General features: G+C 52.6%; 17 protein-coding genes. 6 read left to right on the forward strand and 11 right to left on the reverse strand.

Annotated elements, in window-relative coordinates; translation table 11 throughout:
* Positions 1 to 20 precede the first annotated feature (20 nt).
* Both cfa and punC read right to left on the reverse strand, forming a co-directional pair.
* Positions 21 to 1,169 (reverse strand): cyclopropane fatty acyl phospholipid synthase, encoded by a 1,149-nt coding sequence (gene cfa, locus J4614_RS02140; RefSeq protein ID WP_000098879.1) that lies wholly within the window; start codon positions 1,167 to 1,169, stop codon positions 21 to 23.
* 289 nt (positions 1,170 to 1,458) lie between these two features.
* Complete coding sequence (gene punC, locus J4614_RS02145) at positions 1,459 to 2,664, reverse strand: purine nucleoside transporter PunC (RefSeq protein WP_001182317.1); 1,206 nt, start codon at positions 2,662 to 2,664, stop codon at positions 1,459 to 1,461.
* Between the two features lie 112 nt (positions 2,665 to 2,776).
* Here punC and punR point away from each other — a divergent pair, with 112 nt between their 5' ends.
* A complete protein-coding gene (punR, locus tag J4614_RS02150) occupies positions 2,777 to 3,709 on the forward strand; it encodes a DNA-binding transcriptional activator PunR (protein ID WP_000269523.1) in 933 nt (310 codons plus the stop codon).
* On the opposite strand, the gene purR is transcribed toward punR, so the two are convergent.
* Complete coding sequence (gene purR / locus J4614_RS02155; RefSeq protein WP_000190993.1) at positions 3,706 to 4,731, reverse strand: HTH-type transcriptional repressor PurR; 1,026 nt, start codon at positions 4,729 to 4,731, stop codon at positions 3,706 to 3,708. The two genes, punR and purR, sit on opposite strands and share 4 nt — an antisense overlap.
* A 295-nt stretch (positions 4,732 to 5,026) precedes the next feature.
* Here purR and J4614_RS02160 point away from each other — a divergent pair, with 295 nt between their 5' ends.
* The gene (locus tag J4614_RS02160; RefSeq protein WP_000102277.1) at positions 5,027 to 5,116 is read left to right on the forward strand and encodes a YnhF family membrane protein; all 90 of its coding nucleotides are present in this window, start codon (positions 5,027 to 5,029) and stop codon (positions 5,114 to 5,116) included.
* Positions 5,117 to 5,198: 82 nt separating this feature from the next.
* On the opposite strand, the gene sodB is transcribed toward J4614_RS02160, so the two are convergent.
* Both sodB and J4614_RS02170 read right to left on the reverse strand, forming a co-directional pair.
* Positions 5,199 to 5,780, reverse strand: coding sequence for a superoxide dismutase [Fe] (gene sodB / locus J4614_RS02165; protein ID WP_000007294.1), 582 nt, complete (start codon positions 5,778 to 5,780; stop codon positions 5,199 to 5,201).
* Between the two features lie 126 nt (positions 5,781 to 5,906).
* The gene (locus tag J4614_RS02170) at positions 5,907 to 6,728 is read right to left on the reverse strand and encodes a C40 family peptidase (protein WP_023220693.1); all 822 of its coding nucleotides are present in this window, start codon (positions 6,726 to 6,728) and stop codon (positions 5,907 to 5,909) included.
* 335 nt (positions 6,729 to 7,063) lie between these two features.
* Between J4614_RS02170 and grxD the strand changes: the two genes are divergently transcribed.
* On the forward strand, positions 7,064 to 7,411 hold the full coding sequence (gene grxD, locus J4614_RS02175; protein WP_000108176.1) for a monothiol glutaredoxin 4: 348 nt from the start codon (positions 7,064 to 7,066) through the stop codon (positions 7,409 to 7,411).
* 77 nt (positions 7,412 to 7,488) lie between these two features.
* On the opposite strand, the gene rnt is transcribed toward grxD, so the two are convergent.
* The 4 genes from rnt to J4614_RS02195 form a co-directional block, all read right to left on the reverse strand.
* A complete protein-coding gene (gene rnt, locus J4614_RS02180) occupies positions 7,489 to 8,136 on the reverse strand; it encodes a ribonuclease T (RefSeq protein WP_001282267.1) in 648 nt (215 codons plus the stop codon).
* 100 nt (positions 8,137 to 8,236) lie between these two features.
* Entirely contained in the window at positions 8,237 to 8,644 is a 408-nt protein-coding gene (gene gloA, locus J4614_RS02185) for a lactoylglutathione lyase (RefSeq protein WP_001237789.1), read from the reverse strand.
* Between the two features lie 68 nt (positions 8,645 to 8,712).
* On the reverse strand, positions 8,713 to 9,810 hold the full coding sequence (locus J4614_RS02190; protein ID WP_023217064.1) for an alkene reductase: 1,098 nt from the start codon (positions 9,808 to 9,810) through the stop codon (positions 8,713 to 8,715).
* A gap of 58 nt (positions 9,811 to 9,868) precedes the next feature.
* The gene (locus J4614_RS02195) at positions 9,869 to 10,468 is read right to left on the reverse strand and encodes a TetR/AcrR family transcriptional regulator (protein ID WP_001041827.1); all 600 of its coding nucleotides are present in this window, start codon (positions 10,466 to 10,468) and stop codon (positions 9,869 to 9,871) included.
* A 102-nt stretch (positions 10,469 to 10,570) separates the two neighbouring features.
* Between J4614_RS02195 and J4614_RS02200 the strand changes: the two genes are divergently transcribed.
* The 3 genes from J4614_RS02200 to sodC2 all read left to right on the forward strand — a co-directional run bounded on the left by J4614_RS02200 (position 10,571) and on the right by sodC2 (position 12,358).
* Entirely contained in the window at positions 10,571 to 10,810 is a 240-nt protein-coding gene (locus tag J4614_RS02200) for a DUF1289 domain-containing protein (RefSeq protein WP_001538148.1), read from the forward strand.
* Between the two features lie 50 nt (positions 10,811 to 10,860).
* Entirely contained in the window at positions 10,861 to 11,757 is an 897-nt protein-coding gene (locus J4614_RS02205; RefSeq protein ID WP_000250721.1) for an aldo/keto reductase family oxidoreductase, read from the forward strand.
* A gap of 79 nt (positions 11,758 to 11,836) precedes the next feature.
* On the forward strand, positions 11,837 to 12,358 hold the full coding sequence (gene sodC2 / locus J4614_RS02210) for a superoxide dismutase [Cu-Zn] SodC2 (RefSeq protein ID WP_000826820.1): 522 nt from the start codon (positions 11,837 to 11,839) through the stop codon (positions 12,356 to 12,358).
* Here the strand turns inward: sodC2 and J4614_RS02215 are convergent.
* Positions 12,334 to 14,373 (reverse strand): FUSC family protein, encoded by a 2,040-nt coding sequence (locus tag J4614_RS02215; RefSeq protein ID WP_208293042.1) that lies wholly within the window; start codon positions 14,371 to 14,373, stop codon positions 12,334 to 12,336. The genes sodC2 and J4614_RS02215 overlap by 25 nt on opposite strands.
* Positions 14,373 to 15,233: an HlyD family secretion protein gene (locus J4614_RS02220; protein WP_023252022.1), complete on the reverse strand. Its 861-nt coding sequence runs from the start codon at positions 15,231 to 15,233 to the stop codon at positions 14,373 to 14,375. Before J4614_RS02220 ends, J4614_RS02215 begins: the two co-directional genes overlap by 1 nt.
* Positions 15,234 to 15,235 lie beyond the last annotated feature (2 nt).

Below are 15,235 nucleotides of genomic sequence, written 5' to 3' on the forward strand. Positions count from 1 at the left end.
ATGAAATGCGGGGGAGATGATTAGCGAGGAACGCGCAGACCGTTTTCAACGCCGCGCGTAAATACCACCTGCCAAAGCTGGATATCACGCGCGCGAAACGCACCCGCGCAGGCGTTGAGATAATAGCTGAACATACGTTTAAAGCGCTCGTTATAATTGCCCGCAATCTCTGGCCAGGCATTGATAAAGCGCTCATGCCACGCCATCAGAGTCGTGTCATAGTCGGCGCCAAAGTTATGCCAGTCTTCCATTACAAAGTGTGATTCGCTGGCCTCGGCGATTTGACGAACAGACGGCAAACAACCGTTGGGGAAAATATACTTATTGATCCACGGATCGACATTATGATCGGTTTTTTTAGAACCAATAGTATGGAGCAGGAAAAGACCATCCGGTTTTAAATTCCTGTCAACAACCTCAAAATAGGTGTTGTAGTTTTTTGGCCCGACATGTTCGAACATACCGACGGAGACGATTCGGTCAAACTGATCGTTAAGGTCGCGATAATCTTCCAGGAGAATGGAGACATCCAGACCTTCGCAACGCGTCTGCGCCATTTTTTGTTGTTCAGCGGAGATCGTTACGCCCACCACGCTAACGCCATAATGGGTCGCCATATATTGCGACAGGCCGCCCCAGCCGCAGCCGATATCCAGCACACGCATCCCCGGTTGTAGCTGTAGCTTTTCGCAAATTAATTTCAGCTTGGCTTGCTGTGCCGCTTCCAGCGTATCGGCATCTTTCCAGTAGGCGCAAGAATATTGCATATAGGGATCGAGCATACGGGAAAAAAGGTCATTACCAAGATCGTAATGTTCCTTGCCGACAATCCAGGCGCGTTTTTTACTTTGTAGATTAATCAGACGCGCGCCGAGGATACGGAGCGTATCTTTAACATGGTGGGGGAGTTGATTTTCAAGACCGGCACGTAAGACTTTGCTGAAGAAAATATCCAGACGCTCGCATTCCCACCAGCCATCCATGTAACTCTCACCTAACCCCAACGATCCTTCCTGAAGGACGCGTTTAAAAAAATCGGGATTCTTAACACGAATGTCAGACGGGGCGGAACCATTAATTGTAATATCCGCGCGACTTAACAATTCGTTGGCGATTCGGTACCAGTTATCATCCGGTACGCTGACTTCTTCTATACACGATGAACTCATAGTTTCTCCATCACTGGACGGTGATCAGAACCTTAAAACAGCGTAGACGCTTTTTTGGCTTTGTGAGAAATCCCACGGGCAATTCCGTGAGCCAGTTATCCGACGTAGAACAGAGGAAGGGAGGAACCCTTGCCGAAAAGGCCATCCATGGTGAATCGGGAACGCTCCGGTTCCCGTTAATGCCTAATAATTATCGTAATATAAACAACCGTGAATCAGTATAGGCCGCAATTTTTGATGATTCAACCGAAAATTGTTAGCGTGCTAATTACCAGCGGTTAACAAGCTTTTAGTGAGACTTGTCGTGGGCGACATTGGCATGGTGAAATTCGGCCTCAGCGCACTCTGCATGAGACTGCATTTTGTAACCTAACGCCGCCAGAACAACGGTAGAGAGCATTACGCTGGTGGTAGTCAGTAGCGGCGTGCTGATGAGCCATGAAACCACCAGGCTTGCCAGGAAACATAACCCCAGCTGCAGCGTATTTTGTAGCGCCGCAGCGCGCCCAGTGGCTTGAGGGAAAGGGCGTAACGCTTGCGCGACGACGATAGGGTAGATGGCGCCATTAGCAATCGCCATTACGCAGAAAGGAATCAGGATCTCCACCAGTGAGGCATTATTCAGAAGGCCCGCTCCCCAGGTGGCGATAACGCTCAGCGCGTACAGCCCTAACAGCCACGGAAGCAATTGGTAGCCCTGCCATTTTTGTAGCGCCGCGCGGCAACCATATCCGCCAATCAGAAAAGCGATGGTTTGCGGAACATAGCTCAGGCCAATCACTGCCGGGCTGTAACCCATCGCGCTGAGAATAAACGGCGACCCTGTTAGCCACGCAAAAAAGCTGGCGGAACAGGCGGCATAAATCAGCACATTACCGCGATAGGTTTTAGAGCGTAACAACGTCGCGAAAGTGAGTTTATCCTGTCCCTCGGTACGCGCTTTTACCGATGGTTTTAAGCGCAGCGCCGGCAACATCAGCAACAACGTAATCACGAACAGGGTGGCGAAAATCGCCTGCCATGAGAAATGCGTCAGTATCCAGCTTCCCAGTAAGGGCGCAAGCGCCGGGGATAATCCCACCAGTGGCATGATCGTGGCGAAGATACGGTTAATTTTTTGCGAAGGATAATAATCGGTCACCAGCGCTTGCCAGATTACCGTTGCCGCGCAAACGCCGACGGCCTGCACAAAGCGCAGCGTCAGCAGTGCTGCCGCGCTTTCTACCCACAGCATCCCCAGACTTCCAAGTGCAAAGATAGATAACCCCAGCAGTAAAATCGGTTTACGGCCATAACGATCCGATAGCGGTCCCCAGAGGAGTTGCGCGACGGCAAAGCCAGCTAAAAAAAGGCTGAGGCTGGCGCTGACAGCGGCGGCAGGCGTTTGTAAATCCGCCTGTATGGCGGCAAACGCGGGCAGGTACATGTCCGTAGCCAGAAATCCCAGCACGCTAAGACCGGCTAACCAGACTAAAAAACCTTTTCCAGGTTGCATATTTGTTTCTCTTTCTTATCAGACAGACATTGTCGCAGAGTGTAGGGAGTGAAATTACGGTTGTGAAACGTTAATATTTGTCCAGTGAATTCAAAATTTTTGTAGGCAAATTATGTGGTCGGAATACTCGCTTGAAGTGGTTGACGCCGTGGCGCGCAATGGCAGTTTTAGCGCGGCGGCGCAGGAACTGCACCGTGTGCCTTCAGCAGTCAGTTACACCGTTCGTCAGCTAGAGGAGTGGCTGGCCGTACCGCTTTTTGTACGACGTCACCGTGATGTTGAACTGACGCCTGCTGGCGTCTGGTTTTTAAAAGAAGGGCGTTCTGTTATCAAAAAAATGCAGATCACTCGCCAACAGTGTCAGCAAATTGCTAATGGCTGGCGCGGGCAGTTAGCTATTGCGGTGGACAATATCGTCAGACCAGAACGTACCCGGCAGATGATCGTCGATTTCTATCGCCATTTTGACGATGTGGAACTGCTGGTTTTTCAGGAGGTGTTTAACGGCGTCTGGGACGCGCTCTCCGACGGGCGTGTCGAACTGGCGATTGGGGCGACGCAGGCGATTCCGGTAGGGGGGCGTTACGCTTTTCGGGATATGGGGACCCTGAGCTGGAGCTGCGTAGTGGCAAGCGATCACCCGCTGGCGTCGATGCCTGGGCCGTTAAGCGATGATACCCTGCGCAACTGGCCGTCGCTGGTCAGGGAGGACACTTCGCGAACCTTACCGAAACGGATTACCTGGCTGCTGGATAACCAAAAAAGGGTCGTCGTACCGGACTGGGAGTCATCGGCAACCTGCCTGTCGGCAGGACTATGCGTGGGAATGGTGCCGACGCATTTTGCCCGACAGTGGATAGACAGCGGAAAATGGGTGGCGCTGACGTTAGAGAATCCGTTTCCCGATGCGGCCTGTTGCGTGACGTGGCAGCAAAACGAGGCCTCGCCCGCGCTGGCATGGCTGCTGGACTATTTGGGCGATAGCGAAACGTTGAATCGGGAGTGGCTGCGGGAGCCAGAAGAGGCTCCCGACAGCGGGGATTAACGCCGATAGTCGCGGAACGGGCCGTCAGCGACTGAGCGACGCTCAACCAGGCGTGGATGAACTTCAATAGATTGTGACTCTTCACGCTTATTGACGATGCGATCCAGTAGCATATTAAATGCGGTTTCGCCTAAAGAGTCTTTGGGCTGGTGAATCGTCGTCAGCGCCGGGGTAAAGTAACGGGCGTTACGCACATTGTCATAACCGATCACCGAAACGTCCTGCGGTACGCGAAGCCCCATTTCGTCAGCCGCGCAAAGCGCGCCCATCGCCATAATATCGCCGCCGCAGAAAACGGCGGTAGGGCGATGTGACTGCGATAAGATTTGCTGCATCGCGTGGTAACCGGATTCCGGCTCGAAGTCGCCCTGAACAATCCAGTTGTCCGGCACGTTGATCAGCGCCTCCTCCATGGCTTTCATGAAGCCTGCCAGCCGGCCCGCGCCGGTGTTGCGCTCCAGCGGGCCGGGAATAACGCCGATATCCCGGTGGCCGCGCTCAACCAGATAACGACCCGCCATATAGCCGCCTGCAAAGGCGTTATCAATCACCGTGTCGGTAAAATCGGCCTTCGCCTCACCCCAGTCCATCACCACCATCGGAATATGGCGATACTCTTCCAGCATGGAAAGCAGAGGTTCTGGATACTCAGAACACATCACCAGCAGGCCATCCACGCGCTTTTGCGCCATCATGGACAGGTAGGCGCGCTGTTTTTCCAGGTTATTCCAGGCGTTGCCTAAAATCAGCGTATAGCCTTTCTGGAAACAGTTTTTTTCAACCGCCTCGATAATTTCGGCAAAATAGGCCGCTTCGCTGCTGGTCGCCAGTAAGCCTATCGACTTGGTATGGTTAACCTTCAGGCTACGCGCGACGGCGCTGGGAGAGTAGTGTAGCTCTTTAATTGCCGCCCAGACCGCGTTACGCGTTTCTTCAGCGACAAAACGCGTTTTGTTGATTACGTGTGATACAGTTGTAGTTGAAACGTTTGCTCGTTTCGCTACATCTTTAATTGTTGCCATTACATTTCACTCCAGACCCTCGCTAAGCTCCTGAGAAACGCCAGGTAAACGTTTGCCTACACACACCCTAATCGCAACATCAGGGTTGCGGCACGCCGGAAAAACGACACGGAACGTCAGGAAGGGGTCAATGGCCGTTACGCTAATTCAGTAAGCCTGGAATTTTGTCTGATCTTGAGGAAAAGGGGAAGCGTTAAAAACAGTTATCAATATAAAACATGAGAGATTTTTGTGCGGGAATGTGCAAAAATGCGCTATATCACTTTTTGTGTGGGAATAAAAAGGAGAAAACTTGATGAGTACCGACCTGAAATTTTCGTTGATTACTACGCTGATTGTTCTGGGCGTGATTGTCGCAGGTGGATTAACGGCCGCTCTGCACTGATTTCCTCTCTTCTGAGGGTGGGCGTCTCCTCTATTCTATCCCTCTCTAAAACGCAGAAGGCGTACCTTCTGCGTACTCAGACTTATGCGGCGAGATTTTTCGCAACAAATTCCCAGTTAACCAGCGCCCAGAAATGCTCCAGATAGTTTGGACGGGCGTTGCGGTAGTCGATGTAATACGCGTGTTCCCACACATCAACCGTCAGCAACGGCGTTGCATCCGTAGTCAGCGGCGTACCGGCATTTGAGGTAGAAACGATAGCCAGTTTGCCATCAGCGCTTTTTACCAGCCATGTCCATCCGGAACCAAAGTTTTTGATAGCGGCATCGGTGAACTGCGCTTTAAATTCTGCGAAGCTGCCAAAAGATGCCGCGATAGCATCAGCCAGTTTCCCGGTCGGTTCGCCGCCAGCGTTTGGCGCCAGGCAGTTCCAGTAGAAGGTGTGGTTCCATACCTGAGCGGCGTTATTAAAGATACCGCCTTCGGAGGCTCGCACGATCTCTTCCAGCGATTTGCCTTCAAACGCCGTGCCTTTGATCAAATTGTTAAGATTGGTCACGTAAGTCTGATGATGTTTGCCATAGTGATATTCCAGCGTCTCAGCAGAAATATGCGGTGCCAGAGCATCTTTGGCATACGGTAATGCAGGTAATTCGAACGACATTGCTTCTCTCCTTATTATTAATATTGCGCACGCACAATAACCCTGGTGCGCGTAAGGATAGGGTAGCAAATTGAGAGGTGGCGCAAAAGAAGAAGTTATCCTGTCGTTAAACGACAGGATAAAATATTAGCGAATTGTTTTAGGCGTCATCACCCGACGGGCGCCGACATAATGACGCTGCCAGTACTCTTCGTTCAGTGAGGTGATCTTAATTTCCTGACCGCTGCGCGGAGACTGGATAAACTTACCGTTGCCGACATAGACGCCAACGTGATCGGCGGTGCCGCGCCCCTGCGTACGGAAGAACACCAGATCGCCGTTTTTCAACTCGCTACGCTCAATGGGCGCCGCGTCACGCAGGTGATACATCTCATTCGCCGTTCGGGGGATACGGATCTTCACTAAATCTTTATAGGCATAATACACCAGACCGCTGCAATCAAAACCGGTGCGCGGCGACGCACCTCCCCAGTGATACGGTTTACCAATCTGATTCATGAGTTTGGACATCGCGGTTTTCGTCGCTTTTTGTACTTTTGCACGATGCGCATCGGCAATAGAGACCGGCAATGTTCCTTTCCCCTTCACGCAGTGCGGCTTACGGCCTTTACGCGTTGTGCATTTTTCCGTTACGTCGAGGGCGGCGATTGACGTGGGCGCGGTTCTGTTCCGGCGATGCGTCGTATGACGAGATTTCGTGGAGGCGGTGGTACGTTTTGGCGTAGAAGCGGAAGAAGAACGGCTGTTTTTTGAGGTTTTTTTTACGTTTTTTTTGCTGGTTTTACTGATCTTTTTCGTTGTGCTTTTCTTTTTATCTGCCGTTTTCGTGACATGAGAAACAGCAGGCGTCGCTTTGGCTTGCCTGGAAGCATGGGCCATTGGCGTAAAAGGGAGAGTAGTAAAAAGTAAAGCACAGAGCGTGATCGAGATTTTGTTTATCCGCGCCACTGAGCAATCCTCTGTTAAAGGCAGGCGATTCATGCCTGCGTATGATTTACAAAACCTGATAATTCTAATCTACAAAAGCACAGATTGGTAATTGCTTTTGGTTTCTGAAGCTGTGTTTCGTTAACAGATGTAAAAAAAATAGCAATTAATGCTAAACACGAACGCGTTATCTACAAATCACAGCGTGGCAACCCGCTTAAAAGATATTTTGTATACAACTTATTCCCGCAGACGGTAAAATAATAAGGCATGATGAAAATGTTATTTTCCGTTGCCAGCCTGACCCGTTACAATGACAGGCTTCAGTCGTAAAAGTAGTTTAAGGAAGCGAGACAATGAGCACCACTATCGAAAAAATTCAGCGCCAGATCGCTGAAAACCCGATTCTCCTGTATATGAAAGGTTCACCGAAACTGCCAAGCTGTGGTTTCTCTGCGCAGGCCGTTCAGGCGCTTTCAGCCTGCGGGGAACGTTTTGCCTATGTTGATATCCTGCAAAACCCGGATATTCGCGCTGAATTACCGAAATACGCCAACTGGCCGACATTCCCACAACTGTGGGTGGACGGCGAGCTGGTCGGCGGGTGTGATATTGTGATTGAAATGTATCAGCGTGGTGAGTTGCAGCAGCTTATTAAAGAAACTGCGGCAAAATATAAAACTCAGGAGCCGGACGCAGAGTAATCTGTGAAAGGAGAAAGCGACCTGTAAAGGTCGCTTTTTTACTGCCATCGTGAGCAAAAGCGGCGTCGTTAGCCACGTTATTTGTCCGTCGGCAAAGGTAACGGCCAGCCGCCCAGGCGCTTCCAGCGATTGACGATTTCACAAAACAGTACCGCTGTCCGCTCGGTATCATACAAAGCGGAATGGGCCTTTTCGCCGTCAAACTCCATACCTGCCGCCAGGCACGCTTTTGACAACACCGTTTGTCCCAGCGCCAGTCCGCTCAATGCCGCAGTATCAAAGGTGACGAACGGATGAAACGGGTTACGTTTCAGCGAGGCGCGCTCTGCGGCGGCCATCATAAAACTGTGATCAAAAGTGGCGTTATGCGCGACCATAATGGCGCGGCTACAACCGCTGTCTTTGATACCTTTACGCACCATTTTGAAAATAGCATGCAGCGCCTCATATTCACTCACCGCGCCGCGTAGCGGGTTAGAGGGATCGATACCGTTAAACGCGAGCGCTTCCGGCTGTAAGTTGGCTCCAGCGAATGGCTCCACATGGAAATGCAGCGTCATGTCCGGCATCAGCCAGCCTTGTTCATCCATTTTCAGCGTGATGGCGGCGATTTCGAGCAGCGCATCGGTTTTAGCGTTAAATCCTGCAGTTTCAACGTCGATGACGACAGGATAAAAACCACGAAAACGGTCGCACAGACCGGAAAGTTGAGCGTTATCGGACATCTGAGTCTCTTAATACGAAAAAATGCAGCGCGTATTATGGCAAATTTTACGCCGGGATGCAGTAAAACAACGGGCGCAGTGACCTGCGCCCGGCGGGGGATCAGTTACCCAGACCGCGGCCTGCGTCTTTAGCTTCAATCAATTCGATTTTATAGCCATCCGGATCTTCAACGAAGGCGATGACGGTCGAACCGCCTTTTACCGGCCCCGCTTCACGGGTCACGTTGCCGCCGTTTTGACGAATGCGTTCACAGGCTTCAGCAGCATTGTCAACGCTCAGCGCGATATGCCCGTACGCATTGCCCATGTCGTAGCTCTCAACGCCCCAGTTATAGGTTAGTTCGATGACCGCTTCTTCCGTTTCCGGACCATATCCCACAAAGGCCAGCGAGTATTTGTATTCCGGATTCTCACTGGTACGCAGCAATTTCATGCCCAGAACGTTAGTGTAAAAAGCGATGGAACGCTGCAAATCGCCGACGCGCAGCATAGTATGCAATAAACGCATTTTCGTTGTCCTTAAAATAGTCAAGATATTCAAAGTATAGCGGCGATGTGAGGCCGCTATCAATGAAATTACAGAGTAGGGTAGTCAGTGTAGCCTTCCGCGCCGCCGCCATAAAAACTTTCGGGACGCTGTGGATTGAGTTTCGCTTTACATTGCAGACGCGCTACCAGATCCGGGTTAGCGATGTAATCGCGACCAAACGCCACGGCGTCAATCAGCCCTTTTTCGATCAGATCTTCCGCTTTTTCTGGCGTATAGGCGCCAGCGCCGATGATGGGACCGTGGAAACGTGCGCGCACTTTTTCACGGAACGCGTCGCTGTACGGTTCGCCGCCCGCCCAGTCTGGTTCAGACATATGCAGATAAGCAATGCCGCGTTTGCCTAACGCTTCAATCAGATAAAGGGCGTCAGCTTCTTCATTCGGGCCGTTATCGACATTCTGGAAAGTGCCGACAGGAGAAAGGCGGATGCCGATACGGTCCGCGCCCCATTCCTTAATGCCGGCATCAACCACCTCCAGCACCAGACGGGCGCGATTCTCTACGCTGCCGCCGTACTGATCGGTACGGTGATTAGAAGACGGTGAGAGGAACTGGTGCAGCAGATAACCGTGCGCGGAGTGCAGCTCCACCAGATCGAAGCCTGCCTCTCGGGCATTGGCGATAGCCTGGCGGAAATCGTTGACGATCCCGGGGATCTCGTGAGTATCCAGCGCGCGCGGCGTGGAAGTCTCTACGCGGATGGCCTGGCCGTTTTCGTCACGCAAAGAGGTGCGGGTTCCCGCATTGATAGCGGATGGCGCGACGGGCGCTTGTCCGCCTGGTTGCAGGCTGGCGTGTGAAATACGGCCCGTATGCCACAGTTGCACCGCCATATGGCCGCCCTGGGCATGGACTCCCTGAGTGATTTTTTTCCAGGCGGCGATCTGCTCATCGCTGTGTAATCCCGGTGCGCCGGCATAGCCTTTCGCCTGTGCGGAGATTTGTGTGGCTTCGCTGATGATCAATCCGGCGCTGGCGCGTTGACGGTAATATTCCGCCATTAACGGCGTAGGAATGTCGCCCGGTTCAATACTCCGCAAACGCGTCAAAGGCGCCATAAATACGCGATTTGTCGCCGTGATGGCACCCACCTTGAGGGGGGTAAACAATTTTGCTGATGGCATAGTGGCTCCTGATATAAGTAGACCGGTCGTCTTGTAATAAAGGAAATAAAAACGCCTGTTACTGCTCAGGCGTTGCAATGATGGTCTTAACATGCGCCAACGCATTTTCCAGCGGCGCGGCGCTACGGGATATTTTGGCCTGCAAATTGGCGCCCAGCCACAGGGCATAAAGTACCTGCGCCTGTGGCAACGGCTGGCCGGTGAAATGTAAACAGTGGCTATTACGGCCATCTTCCAGCGCGCGTGCAAGCAGTGCCATGATCTCCTGCGCCCCTTTATCCATCGTAGAGCGCATATCCTCCGACAGATCGCAGACTTCCGCTGACAGTTTCACCGTCAGGCAACCGCTGATGGTGCCTTGCTGGCAAAACTGCTTTAACGTTTCCTGATACCAGGCGAGAAGACGATCGCGATGATTACCGGGACCGGAGGTGAAGTGCGCCGTAAGACGCTGATGATAGCAGGCGTAATGTCGTTCAAGCATGGCGACGCCGAAGGCTTCTTTCGAGCGAAAGTAGTGATAAAACGACCCTTTAGGCACCTGGGCGGTTTTGAGCAACTCGCTAAGCCCCATGCCGGTAAAACCCCGTTGCATACAAAGCTGCTCGCCGGTGGCCAGCAGATGTTCGCGGGTATCGTGTTCGGTTTGCTTATTCATGACAGGCAGTATAGTAGACCAGTCGGTCTACTGCAAGCAGAGTTGCCATAATGTCAGTTAGCGTCTTCAATAGTCATAAGCGCCAAACGTTGAGGAGGGGATGTGGCCGAGCAGTTGGAGTTTTTTCCTGTAGCAAGCCCATGTCGCGGTATCTGCCAGTCTGATGAGCGTGGCTTTTGTCGGGGATGTATGCGCAGCCGCGACGAACGCTTTAACTGGCAAAAAATGAGCGATGCCGAGAAACAAAATGTACTGCGGCTTTGTCGCCAGCGTTTCTTGCGTAAAATACGCGCAAACAAGCCTCTCCCATCGGAAGATCCTCAACAACCTTCACTCTTTTAAACGCAGAATTGCGTATACTCAACCTCATTATTCTCTATGAGGAATCTGTTATGGTTCAGCGTGTCACCATCGCTCCACAAGGCCCGGAGTTTTCGCGTTTTGTCATGGGTTATTGGCGTTTGATGGACTGGAATATGTCCGCGCGGCAGTTAGTGAGTTTTATCGAAGAACATCTGGATTTGGGCGTCACTACCGTTGACCATGCGGACATTTATGGCGGTTATCAGTGCGAAGCGGCGTTTGGCGAGGCGCTAACGCTGGCGCCGCATTTGCGGGAAAAACTGCAAATCGTTACCAAATGCGGTATTGCGACCACCGCCAGAGCGGAAAATAGGCTCGGTCATTATATTACCGATCGCCGGCATATTATTCTGAGCGCCGAACAGTCATTAAAAAATCTGGCGACAGATTATCTGGATATGTTGTTAATTCACCGTCCCGATCCGTTAATGGATGCGGATGACGTCGCCGAGGCGTTTCAACATCTGCACCAAAGCGGCAAAGTACGCCATTTTGGCGTTTCTAATTTTACGCCAGCGCAATTTACGTTGCTGCAATCGCGCCTGCCGTTCACCCTGGCGACCAATCAGGTGGAGATCTCGCCGGTTCATCAGCCTTTGTTGCTGGACGGCACATTAGATCAATTACAGCAACTGCGTATTCGTCCGATGGCCTGGTCATGTCTTGGCGGCGGTCGGCTGTTTAATGATGAGGCTTATCAGCCGTTGCGCCAGGAACTTTCCGTTATCGCGCAAGAACTCAACGCCAGTTCTATTGAACAGGTGGTCTATGCCTGGATTTTACGTTTGCCGTCGCAGCCGCTGCCGATTATTGGCTCGGGTAAAATCGAACGCGTACGCGCCGCACTAGAAGCGGAAACGTTGTCATTGTCGCGTCAACAGTGGTTCCGAATCCGCAAGGCGGCACTGGGTTATGACGTGCCGTAATCGCCAACTCGTTGACTTTCCGTTCATGTTTTCGCCAGTGGTTTACACTTAACAGACGACCACATGTAACGGAGGTTTTATGAAGCGATTAAGTTTAGCGATGGTGACGCTGCTGGCCTGTGCGGGTGCGCAGGCCGCCAGCGAGAAAGTAGAGATGAACCTGGTGACGGCGCAAGGCGTAGGACAGTCTATCGGCACCGTCGTCATCGATGAAACCGAAGGCGGCTTAAAATTTACCCCACACCTTAAAGCGTTACCGCCGGGCGAGCATGGTTTTCACATTCATGCCAACGGTAGCTGCCAGCCCGCGATTAAAGACGGCAAAGCAGTTGCCGCAGAGGCCGCTGGTGGTCATCTGGACCCACAAAATACCGGCAAGCATGAAGGACCGGAAGGCCAGGGGCATCTGGGCGACCTCCCGGTGTTAGTCGTTAATAATGATGGTATCGCCACCGAACCGGTTACTGCGCCGCGTCTGAAGTCTCTTGATGAAGTGAAAGATAAAGCGCTCATGATCCATGTGGGCGGCGATAACATGTCCGATCAGCCGAAACCGCTCGGCGGCGGCGGAATGCGTTACGCCTGCGGCGTCATTAAATAACCCGGAGACAGTGTTCCCTGCGCTGGAGCCTGTTCCAGCTGCGACAGCGAACAGTGTAAACGCCAGATAATCGCCGCCAGCTCATGCGCGGCGGGCTGATGATGATGTGCGAGCGTGTCGCAGATACGCTGTAATTCCTGTAGCGTGACGGCAAGCGGGCGTTGCTGCACGCCGCGCTCGCTCATCACATCACGCAGCAGGGATATACAAATATCCCGCACCCGGGAAAGCGGATCGGAACGCGACTCCCAGGCGCGCAGCTGCCACACCACATGCGAGCAGTTCAGCAGTACCACTCCCCAACGTAATAACCACCGGCGCGCCAGCGCATCCTGGCTATTGCTGAGCTGACTGACGTGATGATAGGTCAGCGATTCAAACTCGCTTTCGCTATGGGAAGGATGACGGCTAAGCTGATCGACGAAATCCCGGCGTAGCGCGCGGATATGGCGGCGACTTTTTACGGCATCGGAACCGGGGCGTAAAATCGCAAACGCCAGCCAGGAAATCGCGACGCCGACGATCTTGGCGGTATTATCGTTAAGGAAGTCGGCGAAGTCGTACACCGGCGGATTGGTCACGGCGATGAATGAGCCCATAAAAACGATAAGCTGCCCCCACAGTCCCGCCAGCTTAGGCATCTGCAGTTTAAGCAGTTGCATCGTGACGAACAGCGGAAAAAGGAAAAGCAAGAATTGCCACAGATCGGTGATTTGCACCATCAGGCCAAATTTCACCACGAAGCTGAATAAGGACAGCAGCACTAAAGTTCGCATCAATAAGGTGAGCGACTTAAACGGCGTGGCGACGATGGAGTAGAGGACACAACTGATCGCCGCCAGGGTTAATGCGCCGGGCCCGGATTCCCATTGCGCGCCAATACTCCAGGCGCCAATCACCGTGAGCGTGCAAAAGGTACGCACGCCGCTCCAGATGGCCTCTGCGTTATCCGTATGCCGCGCAAGGCCGGGAGTGCGGCGGATATGGATTTGATCCACCGGCGCGCCGCTTTCGATCAGATATAACTGGCGGCTGCTGCGCAGATATAAGTGGCAAAAATAGCGTAATCGCTGCCAGAACGCGAGGTGACGATAATCCTGTTCATCCTGCGGGCGTAGCGGCGCAATAATCCGCGCCACGGTGTAGCTGTCCACGCGCGGTTTCGCCAGCGCAGCTAAGAGTTGTTCAATAACTTCGCGGCTGTTTTCCGGCGGCGTCGGCCAGTTTAAAAGCATTCTACGCAGACTGGAGATCACGCTGGTTAGCCGTAATTGCTGGTGTAACAATGCATTTAGCAATGCATTCTGGCGGCGAAAACGGTAGTGACTCCAGAAGGCCTGAATACGCAGCAGGTTCATGGTCAGGATTTGCCCAATGACGCCCTCATGCGCGGAGCGGATGGCGTCGGTAGTCTCCGGCTGCCAAAGTAGACTGGCATGTTCCAGCAAGCGCGCATGCATGTTTTTCAACGCGGTGAGCAGGGCTGTGCCATCCGATGTGCTGGGCAGGATCATCATCATCATGCCGCCACAGAGGATGCCGACGATAACTTCACATACACGTGCCTGGGCGATATCCCACAACTGCGTGATTTCTACAATATTAACCATCGGGAACGCGATGATTGCCGCCGTGTAGCCGGACAACTGGAAAGCATAAGCGGCATTATTGGTAAAATGCGCGCAGGCCCAGGTACAAAAACCGATCCAGGCGGCCATGCTAAACAAGAACAACCAGGGTTCATTCAGCGTATGGCCGGCAATAATTAACGCGGCGGTCGCGCCGAGTAAACTCCCGGCAATACGCCCCAGACTTTTACTGATTACGCCGCCTACGGTCGGAAAGCTCACCACTGCGGCCGAAGTCATCGCCCAGTAGGGCTCATCCAGATTGAGATAATAAGCGAATGTCAGCGCGAGACACATAGCAATGGTATTGCGCAACGCGTAACGCCACTGGCCGGAGGTTGCTTTAAACCAGGGCGTATTTCGCAGGGCCTGCAGGGAGAGTTTCATTACCGCTGTCCAATGGCTACGCTGCAGGTAGTGCCGGAGACGAGCGTGATATCCTGCGGCAAAGCGTCAAATTCGATACGTACCGGTACGCGTTGCGCCAGACGTACCCACGGTACGTTGGGTTTGATATCGGGCACTAAACCGGAGTCGCTTTCCACGCTTTGGTCGTAAATAGCGCGCCCGATGCTGCCAACGTGACCCTGTAACTTAATATTGCCACTATACAGTGTTATTAATGCAGGCTCACCTTCGCGGATATGGCGTAGTTTGGTTTCTTCGAAATATCCCATTACATAAAATGAATGGCTATCTACCAGGGCGAAAAGCGGCTTACCGGTACTGGCATAATCACCGGTACGTGTGGAAAGGTTGGTCACCCAGCCGGATACCGGCGCTTTTACTTCCGTCTGGCTAAGCTGCCACTGCGCCTGTTTTAACGTCGCCAGTGCGACATCTACGCTGGCCTGCATCGCTTTAACATTCAGATTGGCGCTATCCAGATCTTCAGCAGAGATGTAGTTACGCGATAAATGTCGACGTCGATCGGCTTCATTATTCGCTTTTGCCAGATCGGACTCCGCTTTGGCCAACTGCGCCTGCGCGTTAAGTTCTGCAATATGGAAGGGCGTTTTATCAATGACAAAGAGAACGTCCCCGGCGTTGACGAACTGATTATCTTTGATATTGAGTTGGGTAATGCTGCCAGAAACCTGCGGCGTTACGCTGACCTGTTCCGCGCGGATTTTACCATCGCGTGTCCACGGTGACTGCATATAGTAATTCCATAACCACCACGCGGCCAGAACGGCGACGACGGCGACAATGAGAGTAGAAAAATATTTTATTGTTTTTAACGACATAT

The sequence above is a fragment of the Salmonella sp. 32031103-2018-00083-FB-01-SM-01 genome (genome assembly GCF_017571995.1).
Lineage (GTDB): Bacteria > Pseudomonadota > Gammaproteobacteria > Enterobacterales > Enterobacteriaceae > Salmonella > Salmonella enterica.